The sequence below is a fragment of the Micromonospora sp. NPDC049203 genome (genome assembly GCF_043197215.1).
Classification (GTDB): domain Bacteria; phylum Actinomycetota; class Actinomycetes; order Mycobacteriales; family Micromonosporaceae; genus Micromonospora.
In genome coordinates, this window is record NZ_JBICSV010000002.1 from 213,432 (window position 1) to 232,496 (window position 19,065).

Consider the following 19,065-nt stretch of genomic DNA (forward strand, 5'->3'; position numbering starts at 1 on the left):
CTCACCTGGGCACACGTCCTGACCAGCGGTGTTTGTCACGCCGGATAGGCGCGCGTCTCGGCTGCCTTCACCGCCGCCCAGACCGGCTGGCCGGGGATCAGTCCGAGATGGGCCGCGGCGGCGGGCGTGACGTCGGCGGCCGCCTCGACCGGCCCGGCGAGCTGCACGCGCAGGTTGTCACCGTGTCGTTGCACGCCGTTGACGGTGGCCGCCCAGACGTTGCGCGGGCTCCCCTCGGGCTTGGCGGGGTGCAGCGCCACCGCCGACGGCGGGTACGCCACGAACGCGTCACCGTGGACGGTGTCGGCGGTGGTGAGCGTCAGTTCACCGACCGTGACGGTGCGCCCGTGGGCGTGGCCGCGGTGCAGGTTGAGACCGACGAGCCGGGCCACGTAGTCGGTGCGTGGCCGGGCCGTCACGGTGGGGGCGTCGCCCTCCTGCACGACCCGCCCGTCCTCCACGATGACCAGTCGGTCGGCGAGCACCAGGGCGTCGAGGGGGTCGTGGGTGACCAGGAGCGTCGCGCCGGGGTGCGCGCCGAGGTGGCGCTGGAGTTCGGCGCGGGTGTCCAGCCGGGTCCGCGCGTCGAGCGCGGCCAGGGGCTCGTCGAGCAGCAGCAGGGCCGGGTCGACGGCGAGCGCGCGGGCCAGCGCGACCCGCTGGGCCTGCCCGCCGGAGAGCTGCCGGGGCCGGCGGCGGGCCTGGTCGCCGAGGCCGACCCGGTCCAGCCACCGCTGGGCCAGGGCGCGGGCGGCGCGCTTGTCGGCGCCCCGGCGGCGCGGCCCGAACGCCACGTTGTCCAGCGCGCTCAGGTGCGGGAACAGCAGGTAGTCCTGGAACACCACGCCGACCGGCCGCCGCTCCGGCGGCGTCCACACCCGGCGCCCGGGCCGGTCCAGGTCGGCGCCGTCGAGCGTGAGGTGCCCGGCGCTGAGCGGGTGCAGCCCGGCGAGCACCCGCAGCGCGGTGGTCTTGCCGGCGCCGTTGGGGCCGAGCAGCGCCACCACCTCACCGGCGGCGATGCGCAGCGGCACGTCGAGGGTGAAGCCGTCCCGCTCGGCGACCAGACGCGCGTCCAGCACACTCATGTCGTGCCGACCCATTTGTCGCGCAGCGCGGCGAGGATGACCACGGAGACGGTGAGCAGGATCAGGCTCAGCACGATCGCGGCCTGCAGGTCGGTCTCCAGCGCCAGGTAGACCGCCAGCGGCATGGTCTGGGTGCGGCCGGGGTAGTTGCCGGCGAACGTGATGGTGGCGCCGAACTCACCGAGCGCGCGCGCCCAGCAGAGCACCGCCCCGGCCACCACGCCCGGGGCGACGAGCGGCAGCGTGACCCGGGTGAAGGTGGTGAACCGCCCGGCGCCGAGCGTGGCGGCGGCCTCCTCGTACCGGGGGTCGGCGCCGCGCAGCGCCCCCTCGACGGCGATGACCAGGAACGGCATGGCCACGAACGCCTCGGCCAGCACCACCCCGGCGGTGGTGAACGGCAACGTCACCCCGAACGTCTCGTCCAGCCACGACCCGATCAGCCCGCGCCGGCCGAAAACCAGCAGCAGCGCCACGCCGCCGACCACCGGCGGCAGCACCAGCGGCACGGTGACCAGCGCCCGGACCAGCCGCCGGCCGGGGAACTCCACCCGCGCCAGGAGCCAGGCCAGGGGTACGCCGAGCGCCACGCAGAGCAGCGTGGCGACGGTTGCGGTCTCCAGCGACAGCCGCAGCGCGGTGAGCACACCCGGTTCGGTCAGCCGCTCGGGCAGCGTGGTCCAGGGTGCGCGGAGCAGCAGGCCGGCGAGCGGCAGGACGAGGAAGGCCAGTCCGAGCCCGGCGGGCACGAGCAGGGCCACCGGCACCCGCTGCCGGCGTACGGTGCGGCTCATGCGCCGGGCGGCGCCTGGAACCCGGCGGCGGTGAGCACGGCGAGCCCGGCGTCGGAGCGGACGAAGTCGACGAAGGCGCGGGCGCCGGCCGGGTTGCCGGCGGCGCGCAGCACCACGATCGGGTAGTCGTTCACCGCGCGCGCCGACTCGGGGAACTCGACGGCGTCGAGTCCGGGGGCGGAGCGGACGTCGGTGCGGTAGACCAGTGCCGCGTCGACCTCGCCGAGGCGCAGCTTGGCCAGCGCGCCCTTGACGTCCTGTTCGAGCGTGGCGGGGGTGAGCCGGACGCCGGCGGCGCCGAGCGCGGTGCGGGCGGCGGCGCCGCAGGGCACCTGCTCGGCGCAGAGCGCCACCTTGACGCCGGGGCGGGCCAGGTCGGCCAGGCCGCCGACCCGGGCCGGGTTGCCAGGGGGTACGGCGACGACGAGCTGGTTGCGGACCAGCACCGCCGGTTCGCCGGCCGCGTCACCGGCGTCGGTGACCGTCTTCATGGTGGCCGGGGACGCGGCGGCGAACACGTCGGCGGGTGCGCCCTGGGTGATCTGGGTGGCCAGCCCGGAGCTGCCGCCGAAGTTGAACCTGACGGTGCGGCCCGGGTGCGCTGCCTCGTACTCCTTGCCGAGCGTGGTGAACGACTCGGTGAGCGAGGCGGCGGCGAACACTGTCAGCGGTCCGGCGCCGTCGGGCCCGGCCGGTTCGTCGACGCCGCCGCAGGCGGTCAGGCCGAGCGCCGCCACCAGCGCGGCGGCGAGTGCGACGCGGATCCGCCGTACGGTCATGGGCTTGTCCTTCCCCTGGGGGTGACGGCGCGTTCGACCACGACGGTGGTCGACTTGATGACCGCGACGGCGACGGAGCCGACCTGGAGGTCGAGGTCGTCGACGGCCTCGCGGCTCATCAGCGACACCACCCGGAACGGGCCGGCCTGGATGTCCACCTGGGCCATCACGGTGTCCTTGACGACGGCGGTGACGATGCCGCGCAGCCGGTTGCGGGCCGAGGAGAGCTCGGGATGGCCGGGGGCGCGGACGAACGCCGCGACGTCCGCGCCGTCGAGCACCCGGTGGCCGTGCTCGTCGCGGGTGGCCGGCAGCTTGCCGGCGTCGATCCAGCGGCGGACCGTGTCCGCGCTGACCCCGAGCAGTTCGGCCGCCTCGCCGATGCGGAACACCGTCACGCGCCCCACCCTAGCGGCCCGCAGGTGCGAGCCGGAAGAGGCGTGGTGGCTCGCATCCGCGAGCTGCGGAGCGGCTCGGGGACCGGAACTGCGGCTCAGTCGGACGGCGTGATCCGGACCCGGCGCAGCAGTTGGGCGTTGAGCGCGACCACGATGGTGGAGGCGGACATCAGCACCGCGCCCAGCGCCGGGCTGAGCGCGATCCCCGCCCACGCGAGGACCCCGGCGGCGAGCGGGATCGCCACCACGTTGTAGCCGGCCGCCCAGGCCAGGTTCTGCCGCATCTTCCGGTACGAGGCGCGGGACAGCCGGATCACGCCGCCCACGCCGCGCGGGTCGGAGCCGGCCAGCACCACCCCGGCGGACTCGATCGCCACGTCGGTGCCCGCGCCGATGGCCAGCCCGACGTCGGCGCGAGCGAGCGCCGGCGCGTCGTTCACGCCGTCGCCGACCATCGCCACCGTCAGCCCGCGCTCGCGCAGTTCGGCCACCGCCTTGTCCTTGTCGGCGGGAAGCACCTCGGCGAAGACCTCGTCGACACCGGGCCGGAACCCGAGGTCGGCGGCGACCGCCTCGGCGACCGGGCGCGCGTCGCCGGTGATCATCACGATCTTGCGCACGCCGAGGTCGCGCAGCTCGGCCACGGCGGCCCGCGCCTCCGGGCGCACCTGGTCCTCCAGCCCGAACGCGGCGGTCACCTCGGGCGGGCCGCCCTCGGGCAGCCGGATCAGGTGCAGCACCGCGGCGCCCCGGCCCGACCACTCCCGCGCGGCCCGGGCCAGGTCGTCCGGCACCGGGGCGTCGAGCTCGCGCAGCAGCGCCGGCCCGCCGACCGCCCAGTCCACGCCGTCCACCGTGGCGCGCACGCCCCGGCCGGTCAGCGCCCGGAAGCCGCGCGCGGCGGGACGGGCGCCTCGGGCGTCGGCGGCGGCGACCAGCGCCCGGGCCAGCGGGTGCTCGCTGTCGGCCTCCACCGCGCCGGCCAGGCCCAGGGCGACGTTCTCGTCCAGCCCGCCGGTGGTGGCCACCCCGGTCACCGTGTGCCGGCCGGTGGTGAGCGTGCCGGTCTTGTCGAACAGGACCGTGTCGACGGTGCGCATCCGCTCCAGCGCGAGCCGGTCCTTGACCAGGATGCCGGCGCGGGCCGACAACGCTGTGGACAGCGCCACCACCAGCGGGATCGCCAGGCCGAGCGCGTGCGGGCAGGCGATCACCAGCACCGTCACGGTGCGTACCACCGCCTGGTCGGGGTCGCCGAGCAGCGCCCAGACCGCGAACGTGGCCAGGCCGGCGAACGCCGCCAGGTAGAACAGCAGCGCGGCGAACCGGTCGGCGAGCACCTGCGCGCGCCCGCCGGAGGCCTGCGCCTCGGCGACGAGCCGCCCGATGCCGGCCAGCGCGGTGTCCGCGCCTACTGCCTCGACGCGTACCCGGAGGGTGGAGTCGGTGGCGACGGTGCCGGCGACCACCCGGTCCCCGGCGGCGCGGGCGACCGGCCGCGACTCCCCGGTGATCATCGACTCGTCCAGTTCGGCGGCGCCCTCGACGATCCGCCCGTCGGCCGGCACCCGCCCGCCGGGGCGCACCAGCACCAGGTCGCCCACCCGCAGCTCGCCGACCGGCACCGGATGCGGCCGCCCGGCGTCGTCCAGGCGCTCGGCGTCGTCGGGCAGTAGCGCGGCGAGGGCACCGAGAGCGCCACGCGCCTGCCCGACCGCCCGCATCTCCTGCCAGTGGCCGAGCAGCATGATGGTGACCAGCGCGGCCAGCTCCCACCAGAAGTCCAGGTCGAACAGGCCGAGGCTGGTGGCGGCCGAGGCGAGGTACGCGACGACGATCGCCATCGAGATCAGCAGCATCATGCCGGGGGCACGCTCGCGCAGCTCACGCAGCCCGCCGGTCAGGAACGGCCAGCCGCCGTAGGCGAACACCACGGTGCCGAGCACCGGGCCGACCCAGCGCACGCCGGGGAAGTCCAGCGAGTAGCCGAACCAGTCCATCACCATGTGGCTCGTGGCGACGATCGGCACGGTCAGCGCCAGGCTCAGCCAGAACCGGCGGCGGAACTGCTCCGGGTCGTGCCCGGCGTGCGCGCCGTGACCGCCGGCGTGGTCGCCGTGGTGGCCGGTGTCGTGACCGGGTCCGTGCTCCATCGGGCGTCACCTCCGCCGACCACCATACCCCCTGGGGGTAAGTGGCGGCGCCCGGTCAGCGCTGCGGGTGGGCGCCGACGCTCGGCCGGTCGGTGGGCGTCCGGCCCTGCCAGGGCCAGCGGCCGTCCAGCTCCACCTCCAGCGAGAAGCTGAGGAACGTGCGGACCAGCACGATCAGCGCCAGCACGCCGACGCTGGTGAACGTGGGCGACACCGCGACCGTACGGATGATGTCGCCGCCGACCAGGAACTCCAGGCCGAGCAGGATGGCCCGGCCGACCCCCTGCCGGTACGCCCGGTAGTGCGCCACCACCGCCCGGGTCCGGGCGCAGCGCGCCGCGAACACCGCCGTGGCGACCGCGACGCCGACCGCGATGACGAGCACCCCGGCCAGGTCCAGCAGCGCCCCGACGTGCTGGACGATCTCCTTCGTCGGCACCCGGCACCCCCGCACCAGCCTGGCGTACGGCCGGTCGCGGGGGCGGCGTTTCCGCGCTCCCGGGCGACGGGAGCACTCAGTCCTGGGCCTGCCAGCGGTAGAAGACGGTGGCCACGGAGTCCTGCGGGCCCTGCCACTTCTCCGGCCGGTACGGCTCGATGTACGGACCGAGGTCCCGCATCACCTTGCCGAAGGCGGGCTTGTCGCCGTGCTGGTCCCGGGTGGCCTCGGCCGCCGACGTCTCCTGTTCGAGCAGGTGCACGTAGACGTCGTCGATCGAGTAGAGCCAGCGGCCGGTGACGCCGAGGTCGGCCGGGAGCGACCCGGCGTCGGACTCGGCGAAGACCCGGGCCACGTCCGGCTCGGCGCCGGGCTTGATCCGCCCGACGATCACGGTGAGCGTGGTGTCGGCGGGCGGCTCGCCCTCGGGCGCCCAGTGGTAGAACTCCTTCGCGACCGAGTCCGACGGGTTCTTCCAGTAGCGCGGGTACGGGGTCACGTATGGGCCGATCTCCTCGGCGATTTTCTGGAAGGCGGGCAGCCCCCGGGTCTGCCCGGAGATGCGCGGGTCCTGCTCCCGCTCGATCACGTGGAGGTAGAGGTCGTGGTGGGACAGCAGGTACCGGCCGATGACGCCGAGGTCCTGCGGGCGGGTGGCCTGGTCGTAGTGACCGAACACGCCGCCGACGATCTGCTCGCTGCCGGGGACCATGTGACAGACGATCACGTTGCGGAAGACCATGACTGCTCCTTGGTGATGAGCCGCGACGGCGGCGCCGTCAGGCGGTGAAGGTGACAGGCAGTTCCAGCAGGCCGCGGAACGGTGAGGCGGCGGGAAGCCGGCGCACCTCGGCGAGCGGTACGCCCAGGCGCAGGCCGGGCAGCCGGCGCAGCAGCGCGCCGAGCGCGATTTCGGCCTCCATCCGGGCCAGCGAGACGCCCAGGCAGTAGTGGACGCCGTGCCCGAACCCGAGGTGCGGGCCCCGGACCCGGCGCACGTCCAGCCGGTCCGGGTCGGCGAAGTGGGCCGGGTCGTGGTTGGCCGCGTTTATCGCCACCCCGACGATCGCGCCGCGCGGGATGCGTACGCCCTGGTAGTCGACGTCCTCGGTGGCGATGCGCGGGCTGGCCACCGGCAGCGGCCCGTCGAAGCGCAGCAGCTCCTCGATCGCCGCGGGCAGCAGGCGCGGCGAGTCGCGCAGCAGTTCCATCTGCTCGGGGTGGGTGAGCAGCGCCAGCACGGCGTTGCCCAGGAAGTCGGCGGTGGTCTGGTGCCCGGCGAACAGCAGCAGGAACGTGGTGGTGACCAGTTCCGCCTCGGACAGCGTCCCGTCCTGGTCGACCGCCTTGATGAGCGCGGCGATGATGTCGTCGGCCGGGTCGTCGCACTTGGCCCGGACCAGCCCGGCCAGGTAGTGGTGCAGCCGTAGCTGGGCCTCCTGCACCGCCGCGCGCTCCTGGGCCGGCGGCCGGCTGCTGGAGCCGGAGGTGCGGATGACCTGGGTCCAGTCGAGCACCCGGTCGTGGTCGGCCGGCGGCACCCCGAGCAGTTCGCAGATGACAGTCATCGGCAGCGGGATGGCGAACTCGTGCATCAGGTCCGCCTCGCCGTGCGGCGCCATCTTGTCGATGAGCTGCTCGACGATCGACGCCACCCGGGGGCGCAGCGCCTCGATCCGCCGGGGCGCGAACGCCTGCGACACCACCCGGCGCAGCCGGGTGTGCTCGGGCGGGTCGGAGTTGAGCATGTTGCGGTTCAGGCCCTCGGAGTTCGGGCCGAAGATCTTCAGGTAGTGCTGCCCCGGGCCGTACAGGTCCTTGGACAGGCGCGGGTCGGTCAGCGCGGTGCGGGCGTCGTCGAAGCGGGTGATCAGCCAGGAGTCGAAGCGCGGCGAGCCGACCGGGCAGACCGGCCGGTCCGCGCGCAGCCGGGCCAGCGCGGGGTACGGGTCGGCCGCGAACGCGTCGGTGTACAGCTCGCCCGCCGGCACCACGTCGTCGGTCATCGCCTCTCCCCCATCTCGCCGGCCACGCTGTGCAGCACCTGGTAGGTGTGCCGGTCGGCGGACTCGCGCAACTCGCGGATGATGCTGAGCAGCCGGTCCCGGTGCGCGCTGCGGCCGAACGCGTCGAGCCGATCCCGGTCCGCCCAGTCGCTGATGATCAGATAGCTGCGCGGGTCGTCGGCGTCGCGGACCAGGTCCTGGTGCAGGCAGCCGTCGAGCGTGCGGATCTCTTCGGCGGCGGTGAGCCACTCGGCCTCGAAGCGCTCCTCGCAGCCCTCCCGGGTCCGCATCGACAGCACCGTCCGGACCCGGCTCACCTCGCGCTCCCGAACACCAGGTGCAGGTGCTTGCGCAGCGCGTCCGGGTCGACCGGGGCGCCCCGGAACCCGACGTGCCCGTCCGGGCGGATCAGGTACAGGCCGGTGCCGTCCAGCCCGTACGCGGCACGGAAGCGGCGCTCGGCGTCCCGCACCACGGGCGGGTCGAGTAGTCGCGGCTCGTCCGCCTCCGGGTCGAGCAGCAGGTACGCGTCGAGTTGCCCGCCGGCGAGCCGGCGCGCGTCGGCGCACAGGCCGGTGAACGCGGCCAGCTCCCCCGCGTCGGCCGTGCGGTCGGCGTAGAGCAGCAGTGTGTGGCCGGTGCCCCGGGTCAGGTCGCGCAGCCGCAGCGGGTGGCCCACGCCGCGCCGTCGCAGCCCGTCCACGTCGGGCGCGATGTCACCGGGCCGGGGGGCGTCGCCGAGCGCGGCCGGGTCGGCGACGGTCTCCCCGACCAGTGGGCTGCCGGTGTAGCTGAGCAGCATGGACATCTCCTGGAGGAACTGCCGTTCCAGGTCGGCGCGGTCCACCTCCTCGGTGCCGGCCATCCGTACCGCCCGGCCGACGATCTCCTCGCCCTCGGGGCGGCGCTCGGTCTCGTAGCTGTCCAGCAGGCCGGGCGCGGCGAGCCCGCGTACCGCGAGGGCCAGCTTCCAGGCCAGGTTCCAGGTGTCCTGGATGCCGGTGTTCATGCCCTGGCCACCGGCCGGCGGGTGCAGGTGGGCGGCGTCCCCGGCGACGAACACGCGGCCGTCGCGGTAGCGGTCGACGATGCCGTGGCTGATCCGGAACACCGACGACCAGCGCAGGTTGGTCGCCCGGGTGCCGGGCGGCGCGAGGCGGTCCAGCGCGGCCTGCACGTCGGCGATGGTCGGCTCGTCGAGTTCCTCGCTGAAGCCGGGCGGGGCGTCGCGCCCGCCGGTCTGGGCGAAGAACCGGGGCGGGGCCAGGGTGGCGATGCGGTAGCGGTGCTCGCCGCGCAGCGGCACGCAGACGAGCATCCCGTCCATCTGCCCGTCGGTCATGTGCAGGAACCGCAGCAGGTGCCCGTCCGGCATCTCCCAGTCCACGTCGACGTCCACCAGCATGAACAGTTGCGGGAACCGGCCCAGCCCGCCGGTGAAGGTGAGCCCGAGCCGTTCCCGTACCCGGCTGTGCGCGCCGTCGGCACCGACCAGGTACGCCGCGCGTACCGTCTCGGTGGCGCCGTCGGCGGTGCGGACGGTGGCGGTCACGCCGTCGGCGTCCTGGGTGAAGTCGATCAGTTCGGCGCCGCGCCGCGGACGGACGCCGAGCGTGGCCAGCCGGTCGGTGAGGATCCGCTCGGTCTCGTACTGCGGCAGGCCGAGGTGGGCGTACGGCAGGCCGGGCAGCTCCCAGCTCATCCGGTGGGTCTGCGTGCCGTTGACGAAGACCATGTTTCCGGTGAGCCAGATGCCGGCGTCCATCGCCTCCCGGACGACGCCCTGCTCCTCCCAGATCTCCATGGTGCGGCAGTGCACGCCGATCGCCTTGTCCGCGTGGCCGGGCGGGGTGAGCTGTTTGTCGATCACCAGGCAGTCGATGCCCCGCCGGGCCAGTTCGACGGCGGCGGTCAGCCCGGTGGGTCCCGCCCCGACGACGAGTACGTGTGTTGTCCTGTGCACGTCGGCCTCCCAGCCCGTGGTGGGGTGTCGGCGGCCGTCCGCGTCAGGCACGACGTGGAACAGCCGGCGCCGGATGTCGAGAAGGAACGGTGCGATCGGCCCGGCCTGCGCGGAGGCGTGGGCCGGGTCACCGATCCAGGCGAGGAACGGCGCGGCGCCGTCCCACTCGGCGAAGATGTGGTGGATGTCGGAGCCGGGCTCGCGCAGCAACTGCTCACGGCGGTAGCCGGGTATCGCGGCCATCCGCCGGACCACCTCGGGGTAGCCCTTGTGGAACTCGGCGAGCCGGCCGAGCGGCACGGTCAGTTCGACGTCCACGTAGACCGGGCCGTCGCCGTCCCCGGTCTCCCGCATCAGCGGATACCCGGGGTCGCCGTCCGGCTCGGTCAACGGCCGGAGCAGGCCGGCCAGGCGGGCGGCCACCGGCCCCCGCCGGTACGCGCGCAGCGCCACCTCGTCGGTCCACTCGGTGACGACGACGAAGCCGCGCGGGTCGAGGGCGTCGCGCAGCAGCTCGTGCCGCAGGTTGCCGGCCAGCGCGCCGAGCTGCCCGGCGACCGTCTCGAACGCCGGTCCGACCGCGGGCTCGCAGCCGGGGCGCGCGCGCAGCCGGAGCATCGTTCTGATCATGCAGCCCCCTCGGACGGTGCCGTCGTCGTGCCGCGACCCTGCCGCAGCGCGCGTCACCCGCTCGTCACCGTCGCCCCGCCCCGGGTCCGGTCCCGGTGACGCCGCCGGGACGGTCACGGCTTATTGCAAAAGTTTGGCAACAAGCCTCGACAGGGATCCCCTGCGGTAACTATCGTCAGCGGCATGACTCCTTACGATCTGGACGTACGCGCCTGGCAGGAGAGCTGGGACCGGCAGCAGGAGACGTTCATACCGGACCGGGAGCACCGCTTCGACGCGATGCTCGACGCCGTCGAGGCGGTCGCCGGTGACCGGCCGCCCCGGGTGCTCGACCTGGCCGGCGGCACCGGGTCGATCAGCCTGCGGACGCTGGCCCGCCGGCCCGACGCCGAGGTGACGGTGCTCGACCTCGACCCGGTGCTGCTCACCCTCGCCGAAGCGGCGCTGGCCGGCCGGGCCACCGTGGTGACCGCCGACCTCAACCGGTCCGACTGGGCCGCCGCGCTGCCGCACCGGGACTACGACGCCGTGCTCACCGCCACCGCCCTGCACTGGCTCGACGGTCCGCGCCTGGCGGAGCTGTACCGCGAGATCCGCGACGTGCTGCGGCCCGGCGGCGTGTTCGTCAACGCCGACCACATGCCCGACGACACGATGCCGGCGCTCACCGCCCTTATCGGCGCTCGCGCGAAGGCACGACGAGACGCCCGGCACCGGGCCGGCGCTGCGCTGTCCTGGCCGGACTGGTGGGCGCAGGCGGCCGGCGACCCGCTGCTCGGGCCGCTGGTGGAGAAGCGGCGGCAGATCTACCCGACCGGGCACAGCCCGGAGTGGAGCCCGCCGGCGGCGTGGCACCTGGACGCGTTGCGCGCGGCCGGGTTCGCCGAGGCCGGCGTGCTCTGGCGCGGCGGCGCGGACGCGGCGGTGGCCGCGCTGCGCTGAGCCCGGCGGGTCGCGGGGCCCGGCCCGGCGCCACGCGGGTGCCCGACGGCGGCGTGCGGTCAGGCCAGCAGGCGGGCCAGCTCGGTACGGGAGCGCACGCCCAGCCGGTGGAAGACGTTGCGCAGGTGGTGGTCGACGGTCCGGGTGGACAGGCACATCCGGGTGGCGATCTCCCGGTTGGTCGCTCCTTCCGCGACCAGCCGGGCGATGTGCAGCTGCTGCCCGGTCAGCAACTGCTCCGGGCCGCGCCGGACCGGCCCGACCGACTCCCCCGCCGCGCGCAGTTCCTCGCCCGCCCGGTCGGCCCAGACGGTGGCACCGAGCAGGGTGAACGCCTCCCGGGCCCGGTGCAGGTGCGCCCGGGCGTCCCGGGGGCGGCGCCGCCGGCGCAGCTCGCGGCCGAACAGCAGCTCGGTGCGGGCGCGCTCGAACGGGTCGGTGTCGGCCGGGTGCAGCCGCAACGCCGCGTGGAACTCCCGCTCGGCCTCCGGGCCGCCGCGCGGTGCGAGCAGCGCCCGGCAGCGCGCGGCCAGCGCCCGCCGCGACGGGCTCGCCGTACTGCTGGCCCAGTGGTCGAACACCGCCAGCGCGGCGGCCGGTCGCCCGCCGTCGTGCGCGGCGGCCTCCACCAGGTACGGCGTGGCCATCACCTGGACCAGCACCTGACCCCGGCCGGTGCCGGTGCGGGCCAGCGCGGACAGCCGGGCCGCCGCGTCGGCGTACCGGCCGTCGATCAGGTCCAGCACGCCGAGGGCCCACCTGGCGTACGCGTCCGGCCGGCTCCCCGGGGCGGCCCCGTCCCCGATCTCGGCGATCCGGGCCAGCGCGGCGTCCCGGTCGGCGCGTACCGCCGCCAGCACGGCGAGGATGCCGAGGTGCACCTGGGCACACACGTGCTGACCGGTGGCGCGGGCCGCGCGCACGCCCTCGCGGGCGGTCTGCGCCGCGGCCTCGTGCCGGCCCAGCCAGTACTCCGCGACCGCCCGCAGCTCCAGCGCCCGGGGCAGCAGGGACAGCTCGCCGCGCGAGCGGGCCAGCTCCACCGCGCGGCCGGCGAGCCGGTGCGCGGGCGCGTCCACCGCTACCAGCAGGGCCGCCGCGGCGGCGCAGACCAGCGCGCCGGGGGTGAGCGCGGGCCCGGTCAGCCGGCCGCCGAGGACGACCACGCGGCGCAGCGCCGGGCCGCCGCGCGCGTGGTCGCCGCGCAGCGTCGCCCCGACGCCTGAGGCGAACGTGGCCAGCAGGTCGAGGCCGGGCGGGTCGCCGGGCCGCCGCAGGGCCTCGGCCCGGCGGGCCACCTCGGCATACCGGTACTGGTCGCCGGTGACGCAGATGGCCTCGCCGGCCCGGACCAGCGCCAGCAGCGCTGCCCGCCGGTCGGCCGGCGCGACCGCGTCGGCGGCGGCCAGCAGCGTGGCGACCGCGGCGGCGGGCGCGTCGCAGCGCAGTTGCATGTCGCCGCGCACCAGGTCGGCCCGGCCGCCGGCCCCCGGCCCGGCGGTCAGGCCCCGCAGCAGTCCCCGGGCGTGGTCCGGGTCGCCCGCGGTCCAGGCGCAGCGCGCCGCCGCGATCGTCAGCTCGGCGGCGCGCCCGGGGTCGGGGTTCAGCTCGGCGGCGCGGCGCAGCACGATCGCGGCGGCGGCCCGGTCCGGTACCTCGTCGACAGCCGAGGCCAGCTCGGCGGCGAGCACGTCGGACGGGCAGTCGGCGGCGGTGGCGTGGCGCAGCGCCCGGCCCAGCGGGCCCTCGGCGAGCGTGCCGGCCAGCAGCAGCTGGGCCGCGCGCAGGTCGGCGAGCGGCGCCACGGCGGTGATCATCGTGCGGGCGAGCGGGTGCGGGAACGTGGCCCCGCCGGGCCCGGTCCGCAGCAGGCCGGCGGCTTCGGCGGGGGCGAGCGCCTCGACAGTCAGGCCGGCCGCCCACGCGGCCCGGACCAGCGTGCCCGGGTCGTCGCCGGGGTCGAGCGCGGCCAGCAACACCATCCGCCGGGTCGGGACCGGCAGCCGGTCCAGACGGGCCCGGTACGAGGCGGCGAGCGCGCCGTCCACCGGCGGGGTGCCGGGCAGCGGCGCCTCGCCCCGCCACTGGGCCGGGGTGAGCGCGCCGGCCAGGTCGGCGAGCGCGGCCGGGCTGCCCCGGCTGAGCGCGGCCAGCGCGGCGGCCACCGGCGCGGGCGGGCGGTCCCGGAGCCCGGCGAGCATCGCCCGGCACTCGCCGGCGTCCAGCGGACGCAGCCGGTGGGCCGGTACGCCGTCGACGGTGGCCGGGGCGGTCGCGGTCAGCAGCAGCGCCACCGGCAGCCGGCGCAGCCGGCGAGCCACCACGGCGAGCGTCCAGGCGCTCTGCGGATCCCCGGTGTCGAGGTCGTCCACAGTGCACAGCAGCGGCCGGTCCGCTGCCACCGCGGCGAGCAGGGAACGCACCGCCGCGGCAAGGGCCAGTCGCTGCTCGGCCGGGCACCCGTCGCCGCCGAGCGCGCGGCGCAGCAGCCGGCGCTGCCGCGCCGGTAGGGCCGCGTCCGCGTCCAGCACCGGGTCGAGCAGGCGGTGCAGCCCGGCGTAGGGCAGTGTCGCCTCGTCGGCCAGGCCGGTGCCGGTGAGCACGGCGCGCTCCCCCGCCGACCTGCGGGCGTACGCCAGCAGGGAGCTGCGCCCGGAGCCGGGCGGCCCGTGGAACAGCAGCGCGCCGCCGTCGTCGCGGTCGAGGAGCCGGCGGATCGCGTCGCACTCGTCGTCCCGTCCCCACAAGGCTATATGCACTGTCGATGCAGAAACCATTCATGCAGTGTCACAGATGGGCAACCCGCCGGAAAAGAGGCGGACACGCTCCCGGGGTGGTCGCCGTGGCGACCACCCCGGAGCGGACGGGCTCAGGCGCTGGGGCAGGTGTTGCGGTACTCCTCGATCGCCGACCCGCTCGGGCCGGGGCAGAGGAACTGCTCGTAGCGGGTGTCGTCGTCGACGAACCGCTTCAGCCAGGCCACCATCTGCTTCGCCGTCGGCGTGTTCACCGTCTGCGGGAAGAAGTGGCTCGCGCCGTCCAGCTCCAGGTACGCCTTCTCGGAGGAGGACGGGATGCTGTTGTAGAACGGGATCGAGTGGGTCGCCACCGGCGCCACACTGTCGGTCTCGCCGCCGATGATGAGCGTCGGCACCCGTACGTCGGACCAGGTCTTGTCCAGGTTCCACGGTGCGAGCGGGACGGCGGCCTGCAACGACGGCCGGGCCGCCGCGGCCTCCAGGCTGCCGCCGCCACCCATCGAGTGCCCGGCCACGGCGAGCCGGGAGGTGTCGATCCGGCCGCGCACCGAGCTGCGCTGGGTCAGGTAGTCCAGCGCGGCCAGGAGCTGGCGTCCCCGGCTGTCCGGCTGGTCCAGCCGGGTGATGGTCTCGATGCCGATCACCACGAAGCCGTGCGAGGCGATCCGTGGCCCGAGCCAGCTCAGGCTCGACCAGGAGGCGGTGTAGCCGGGCGAGATGGCGACCGCGCCGAAGGTGCCCTCGGCGGTGCTGGTCGGGTAGTAGATGACGCCGCCGCCGAAGCCGGTCACGCTCAGCGAGGAGACGTTTGTCGACGAGGTGGCGAACGGGCCGCGGCTGGCCTCCAGGATGGCGTTAGTGGGCGCCGGGCCGCGCTCGTAGGGGCTGGCGGCGCTCGCCGCGGCCGGCACGGCGAGGGCGCCGCCGGTGGCGAGCAGTGCCGCCACGGCGAGACGGGCGAGGGCACGGACGGGGGTACGGGAACGGATGGTGGTGGGCACGTCGGTCACTCCTTGCGCCGGAATTACATCGACATGCGTCAGCATCCGCGCCCTGTCGACCCGCGCGCATCGGCGAAATCACCGGTCCCCCGGCACCGGACGGTGACCCGGCCGTGACACGCACGGCGGACGACTGCCCGCTCCGGCTGTCACTCGGTGAACTCGCAGAAGGACAGCACCCTGTCGAACCGCCGGGCGGCGAGGTCCTCGTGGCGGATCAGGAACCGCGCGTTGACGTACTCCTCGTCCGGCACGCCGAACTGGGCCAGCGGCACCCATTCGCGCATCACCCGCTGCTGTTCCTCGTACCGGGCCACCATCCGCTCCGCGCGGGGCAGAGACCTCGCCTGCTGAACCCGCTCCGGGTCCATCATGATCGACTCGGGCGGGTCCTGCGCCGAGATGGTGTAGCCGCCGACGAAGACGTCCTCCGCCAGCCACCAGTTCCGCTCGGGCCAGAGCTGCTCGACCAGCGCTTTCATCTCCTTGCGGTGCGGCATGTCGCGCAGGAGCTGGATCTGGGTGTCACACAGCCACTCCTCCGAACGGTCGAGCCAGTCCGGCAGCTCCGCCTGGAGCCCCGCGTACATCTCGTGCTCGGGGGCGAGGAACGGTTCCATCTCGGTGTCGGCGGGCACGACGTACTCACCGTCCACCGTCTCGGCGCCGGCCGGAACGTACACGACCCGCGCGAACTCCTGCTCGGGCTCGGTGCCGCAGGCGTCCAGTGCGCTCTCCTGGTCGAGGAAGAACAGCAGCGTGCCGTCGGCCGGCAGGGCGAGGTCGGGAACCCGGGGCAGCGCCGCGCAGTCGAGCCGGAGCAGGAACGGCAACGGGAAACCCTCCGAGCACGTGGGCCACGGCATGCCCACCGGCAGCCGCGGCCGCCCGCCCCGCCGCCCGACGTGCACACCCTCCTCGCGCTGGCAGGCGTGGATCTGGAACCGGATCAGCTCCGCGAAGCGGGCCACCTCGTCCTCGGGCACACCCCGCTCGATCGCCGCCCGCCGGAATTGATCTCTCTCGTTCATGATCGAGGAGAGTAGCCGCACCGTCCGACATGGAGTGTGCCCGGCGCGGGCGGAATCAGGGCCCGGCGCGCGGCCGCGCCGCAGGTGACCAGGTCACGTCGTAGCGCCGGCCGGCCACCGCCTCGGCGAACGCGGTCGCCGCCGCCGGCGAGCCGGCGATGCGCCAGTCCTTCTCCTTGTCCACCTCGAACCAGATCAGCCCGATCAGGTTCGGATAGCGGGGCAGGGCGCGGAACGTGTCCCGGATCCACCGGGCCTTGTGCCCGGCCGCGTCGGCGGCGCCGGTCTCGGTGACCACGAGCGGCTTGCCGGTGACCTTGCGGATCTCGGCGATCGTCGGGCCGAAGATCTGGTCGAACGACCAGTACGTCTTGGTGAACGCGCCGCTGCCGTAGTAGCCGGTGACACCGACCCAGTCGACGTACCCGTCGCCCGGGTAGAGGCCGGTGAGCCCCGCTGTGGTCTTGTCCCAGCGGGCGTTCGGGCTCCACACCCAGGTGACGTTCGTGGCGCCGGCCTCGGCGAAGACGTCGTGCACGTGCCGCCAGGCCCGGACGTAGTCGCCGGGGCGGTTGCCGTTGGCCCGCTCGCACCAGGGGTACCAGTCACCGTTCATCTCGTGCGCGAAGCGGATCGCCACCGGATAGCCCAGCGACCGGACGCCGTCGGCCCAGGAGCGCAGGTACGCGTCGAAGTCGCCGCGCGCGACGCGGGCCAGCCGGTAGTCCGGCTGGGTGGCGCGGAGCCGGTCGATCTGCCTGTCGGTCAGGGCGGTACGACGGGCCGCCCGGTCGACCGTGTGGTCCCACGGTTCCCAGCCGAGCATCGGCATCATGCCCCGCTCGGCGATCCGGTCGAACAGGCTGCGGTCGAACGCGGCCGACGCCCAGTCCGCGCCGAAGAGCATCACCTGCGGCGACCGCCCGGCCGCCTCGGCGAACCGGTCCACCGGCGCGAAGTCGTACGGTCCCTTGTCGGTCATCACCCCGAAGAACGCCTGCCCGGCCGGGGGGAACGGGCCGCCGCGCGGGCTCGGCACGATCGCCGCCGGCGCGTCGGTGCTGGCCTGCGGCGTCGCCGGGGCGGGCCGTCGCGCCGCGACGTCCGTGCCCGGGTCGCGCCAGGCGCCGGGCGCCACCACGAAGGCGTACGCGAGCAGCAGCAACCCGCCCAGCGCCAGGCCCACCCGGGGCAGCGTCGGCCTCAGCACGGCACACCACCCTCGGCCACGGTCCGGGGCACCACCTGGGGTTCCCGGGCCATGTCGGCGGCCCGGACCCGGCGGGCCCGCATACTCTCCGCCCAGGAGATCAGGGGTGGGGCGAGCCCGGTCAGCAGCGTCAGCGCCGGCCAGACCCGCAGCAGCGGGTAGTCGTGACCCAGCGCGAAGCTCGCCGCGAGCAGTCCGGCGGCGGCGAGCGCCCAGCACAGGTGCAGCCGGAACGTGCGCGCCGACTCCACTGTGCGCAGCGCGCCCTTGGCGGTGACCACGAAGCCGAGCTTGCGGCGCAGCAGGGCGCCCACCGCGGCGGCCACGTAGACCGGTCCGGCGAACAGTGCGAGCGCCATGCCGGCCATGCCCACCTCCTCCCGCTCGTGCGGGGCGATGTTGAAGCGGCGCAGCCACAGCCAGAGCAGGAACCAGGTGCCGATGGTGGAACCCCACAGCGTCGCCCAGACCTGCGGGTCGAGCCGGCCCGCGTCGACGCCGGTGAGCAGGTAGAGCGCGGTGGCGGCGTTGCCGAGCAGCAGGCTCACCGCCACGCTCGGGTAGTAGAACTGGAGCAGCCGGTACTGCCAGCGGCGGCGCGACGGCAGGTCGCGCGGCGTGCGCATCTCGCGCCGGAGCAGGATCTCGCAGATCCCGGCCGCCCAGCGCTTCTGCTGGTTGAAGTAGTCCGCCCAGGAGGTCGGTCCCTCGCCGAGCGCCACCACGTCCGGGGTGTAGACGCCCTTCCACCGGTTGCCGGTGGCCGGGTTGACGGCGGCGTGCACGCGGATGCTGGTGAGGTGGTCCTCGATGATCGAGTCCTGGTAGCCGCCGACGGTCCGCCAGGCCGCCGGGCGGTAGAGGTGCCCGGTGCCGGTCAGCAGCGGCGCGTCCAGGCCGTTGCCGCCCCGGGCGATCAGCCCGTTGTAGAGGTACTGCTGCACGGAGGCGCCGTGGGCGACGAAGTTCTGGTGCATGTTGCCGTACACCTGGGGGGTCACCACGAACGCGACGTCCGGGTCGCGGAAGTAGCCGAGCGTGCGTTCCAGGAAGTTCGGCAGTGGCACGTGGTCGGGGTCGACGTTCGCGACGACGTCGTAGCGGTGCTCGTGCTCGGCCCGCCAGGCGTTGTGGTTGCCGGACTTGGTCCGGGCCCGGAACTCGCCGCCGGGCCGGTTGTACTCGGGCCGGCCCTTGCGGGTGAAGTGGCGTACGCCCAGCCGCGCGGCCATCGCCCGGACCGCCGGGTCGTCGCCCTCGTCGAGGATCCACACGTCGACGTGCCCGCAGTAGACGATCTCCCGGAGCCGGCGCAGCGTCCGCTCGGCGACCTCGATCGGCTCCTTGCTCGGCACGATCGTGGTGAGCAGGGCGACCCGCAGGCCGACCGGCGGGTCGACCGGCACCGGGTCCCGGGCGTGGAAGGCGAACACCCAGACCACCACGTTCTGCGCGAGGCGGATCAGCTCGATGCCGACGACGACGCAGAACGCGAGCCGGGCGGCGGCCGTCTGCCAGCCGCCGAGCCCGACGACGCCCGGGCCGGGCACGTGCCGGGGCAGCAGCAGCCAACCGACGAAGATCAGGCCGGCGGCGCTGTTGACAAGCACCAGCACGGTCAGCACCAGCCGCGCGGCTACCGAGGCGGTGGGGCGGAACTCGACCGCCGCGTCGGGGCGGCGGGGCGGGCGCAGCGGCCCGGCGGTGGCGCCGCAGCGCGCGTACGCCACGCGAGCGTCGACGTTGCGCTGCCGGCGGTCCGGGTCGGCGGGCGCCCCGGGCGGGGCGGGCGCGGTCGGGCGGGCGCCCGGCGTCCCGGCCGTCGTGGCGCGGGACGGGCGTGTATCGGCGGCGACGGCCACGTTTCCCCCA

Annotated in this window: 16 protein-coding genes; 1 reads left to right on the forward strand and 15 read right to left on the reverse strand. The window is 75.1% G+C overall.

Annotated features, from left to right (window positions below):
• Positions 1-35 precede the first annotated feature (35 nt).
• The 10 genes from ACGFIA_RS05645 to ACGFIA_RS05690 form a co-directional block, all read right to left on the reverse strand.
• Positions 36-1,103 carry an ABC transporter ATP-binding protein gene (locus ACGFIA_RS05645; RefSeq protein ID WP_357383067.1) on the reverse strand — a complete coding sequence of 356 codons (1,068 nt, stop codon included), beginning with the start codon at positions 1,101-1,103 and terminating at the stop codon, positions 36-38.
• Positions 1,085-1,882 carry an ABC transporter permease gene (locus ACGFIA_RS05650; protein ID WP_357383065.1) on the reverse strand — a complete coding sequence of 266 codons (798 nt, stop codon included), beginning with the start codon at positions 1,880-1,882 and terminating at the stop codon, positions 1,085-1,087. Before ACGFIA_RS05650 ends, ACGFIA_RS05645 begins: the two co-directional genes overlap by 19 nt.
• Positions 1,879-2,661, reverse strand: a complete 783-nt coding sequence (gene modA, locus ACGFIA_RS05655; protein WP_357383063.1) for a molybdate ABC transporter substrate-binding protein — start codon at positions 2,659-2,661, stop codon at positions 1,879-1,881. The genes ACGFIA_RS05650 and modA overlap by 4 nt, the downstream gene beginning before the upstream one ends.
• Positions 2,658-3,059, reverse strand: coding sequence for a MerR family DNA-binding transcriptional regulator (locus ACGFIA_RS05660; protein WP_357383062.1), 402 nt, complete (start codon positions 3,057-3,059; stop codon positions 2,658-2,660). Before ACGFIA_RS05660 ends, modA begins: the two co-directional genes overlap by 4 nt.
• A 95-nt stretch (positions 3,060-3,154) precedes the next feature.
• Positions 3,155-5,212, reverse strand: a complete 2,058-nt coding sequence (locus ACGFIA_RS05665) for a heavy metal translocating P-type ATPase (protein WP_393258840.1) — start codon at positions 5,210-5,212, stop codon at positions 3,155-3,157.
• 55 nt (positions 5,213-5,267) lie between these two features.
• Complete coding sequence (locus ACGFIA_RS05670) at positions 5,268-5,651, reverse strand: DUF1622 domain-containing protein (protein WP_357383058.1); 384 nt, start codon at positions 5,649-5,651, stop codon at positions 5,268-5,270.
• A gap of 76 nt (positions 5,652-5,727) precedes the next feature.
• Positions 5,728-6,393 carry a TcmI family type II polyketide cyclase gene (locus tag ACGFIA_RS05675; protein ID WP_357478605.1) on the reverse strand — a complete coding sequence of 222 codons (666 nt, stop codon included), beginning with the start codon at positions 6,391-6,393 and terminating at the stop codon, positions 5,728-5,730.
• 37 nt (positions 6,394-6,430) lie between these two features.
• On the reverse strand, positions 6,431-7,657 hold the full coding sequence (locus ACGFIA_RS05680) for a cytochrome P450 (protein ID WP_393258842.1): 1,227 nt from the start codon (positions 7,655-7,657) through the stop codon (positions 6,431-6,433).
• Positions 7,654-7,974: an antibiotic biosynthesis monooxygenase family protein gene (locus tag ACGFIA_RS05685; protein ID WP_357383054.1), complete on the reverse strand. Its 321-nt coding sequence runs from the start codon at positions 7,972-7,974 to the stop codon at positions 7,654-7,656. Before ACGFIA_RS05685 ends, ACGFIA_RS05680 begins: the two co-directional genes overlap by 4 nt.
• The gene (locus ACGFIA_RS05690) at positions 7,971-10,250 is read right to left on the reverse strand and encodes an FAD-dependent oxidoreductase (RefSeq protein ID WP_393258845.1); all 2,280 of its coding nucleotides are present in this window, start codon (positions 10,248-10,250) and stop codon (positions 7,971-7,973) included. Before ACGFIA_RS05690 ends, ACGFIA_RS05685 begins: the two co-directional genes overlap by 4 nt.
• Positions 10,251-10,433: 183 nt before the next feature.
• Between ACGFIA_RS05690 and ACGFIA_RS05695 the strand changes: the two genes are divergently transcribed.
• Positions 10,434-11,192 carry a class I SAM-dependent methyltransferase gene (locus ACGFIA_RS05695; RefSeq protein WP_357478614.1) on the forward strand — a complete coding sequence of 253 codons (759 nt, stop codon included), beginning with the start codon at positions 10,434-10,436 and terminating at the stop codon, positions 11,190-11,192.
• 59 nt (positions 11,193-11,251) lie between these two features.
• Here the strand turns inward: ACGFIA_RS05695 and ACGFIA_RS05700 are convergent, their stop codons facing one another.
• From ACGFIA_RS05700 to ACGFIA_RS05720, 5 genes are all read right to left on the reverse strand, one after another.
• Positions 11,252-13,939, reverse strand: coding sequence for a LuxR family transcriptional regulator (locus tag ACGFIA_RS05700; RefSeq protein ID WP_357478617.1), 2,688 nt, complete (start codon positions 13,937-13,939; stop codon positions 11,252-11,254).
• Between the two features lie 122 nt (positions 13,940-14,061).
• On the reverse strand, positions 14,062-14,952 hold the full coding sequence (locus tag ACGFIA_RS05705) for an alpha/beta hydrolase (protein ID WP_357383046.1): 891 nt from the start codon (positions 14,950-14,952) through the stop codon (positions 14,062-14,064).
• Positions 14,953-15,101: 149 nt separating this feature from the next.
• Positions 15,102-15,983, reverse strand: coding sequence for a YwqG family protein (locus ACGFIA_RS05710; protein WP_357383044.1), 882 nt, complete (start codon positions 15,981-15,983; stop codon positions 15,102-15,104).
• A 55-nt stretch (positions 15,984-16,038) separates the two neighbouring features.
• Entirely contained in the window at positions 16,039-17,193 is a 1,155-nt protein-coding gene (locus ACGFIA_RS05715; RefSeq protein WP_357467710.1) for a glycosyl hydrolase, read from the reverse strand.
• Positions 17,187-19,055, reverse strand: a complete 1,869-nt coding sequence (locus tag ACGFIA_RS05720; RefSeq protein ID WP_393258849.1) for a glycosyltransferase family 2 protein — start codon at positions 19,053-19,055, stop codon at positions 17,187-17,189. Before ACGFIA_RS05720 ends, ACGFIA_RS05715 begins: the two co-directional genes overlap by 7 nt.
• Positions 19,056-19,065: the final 10 nt, after the last annotated feature.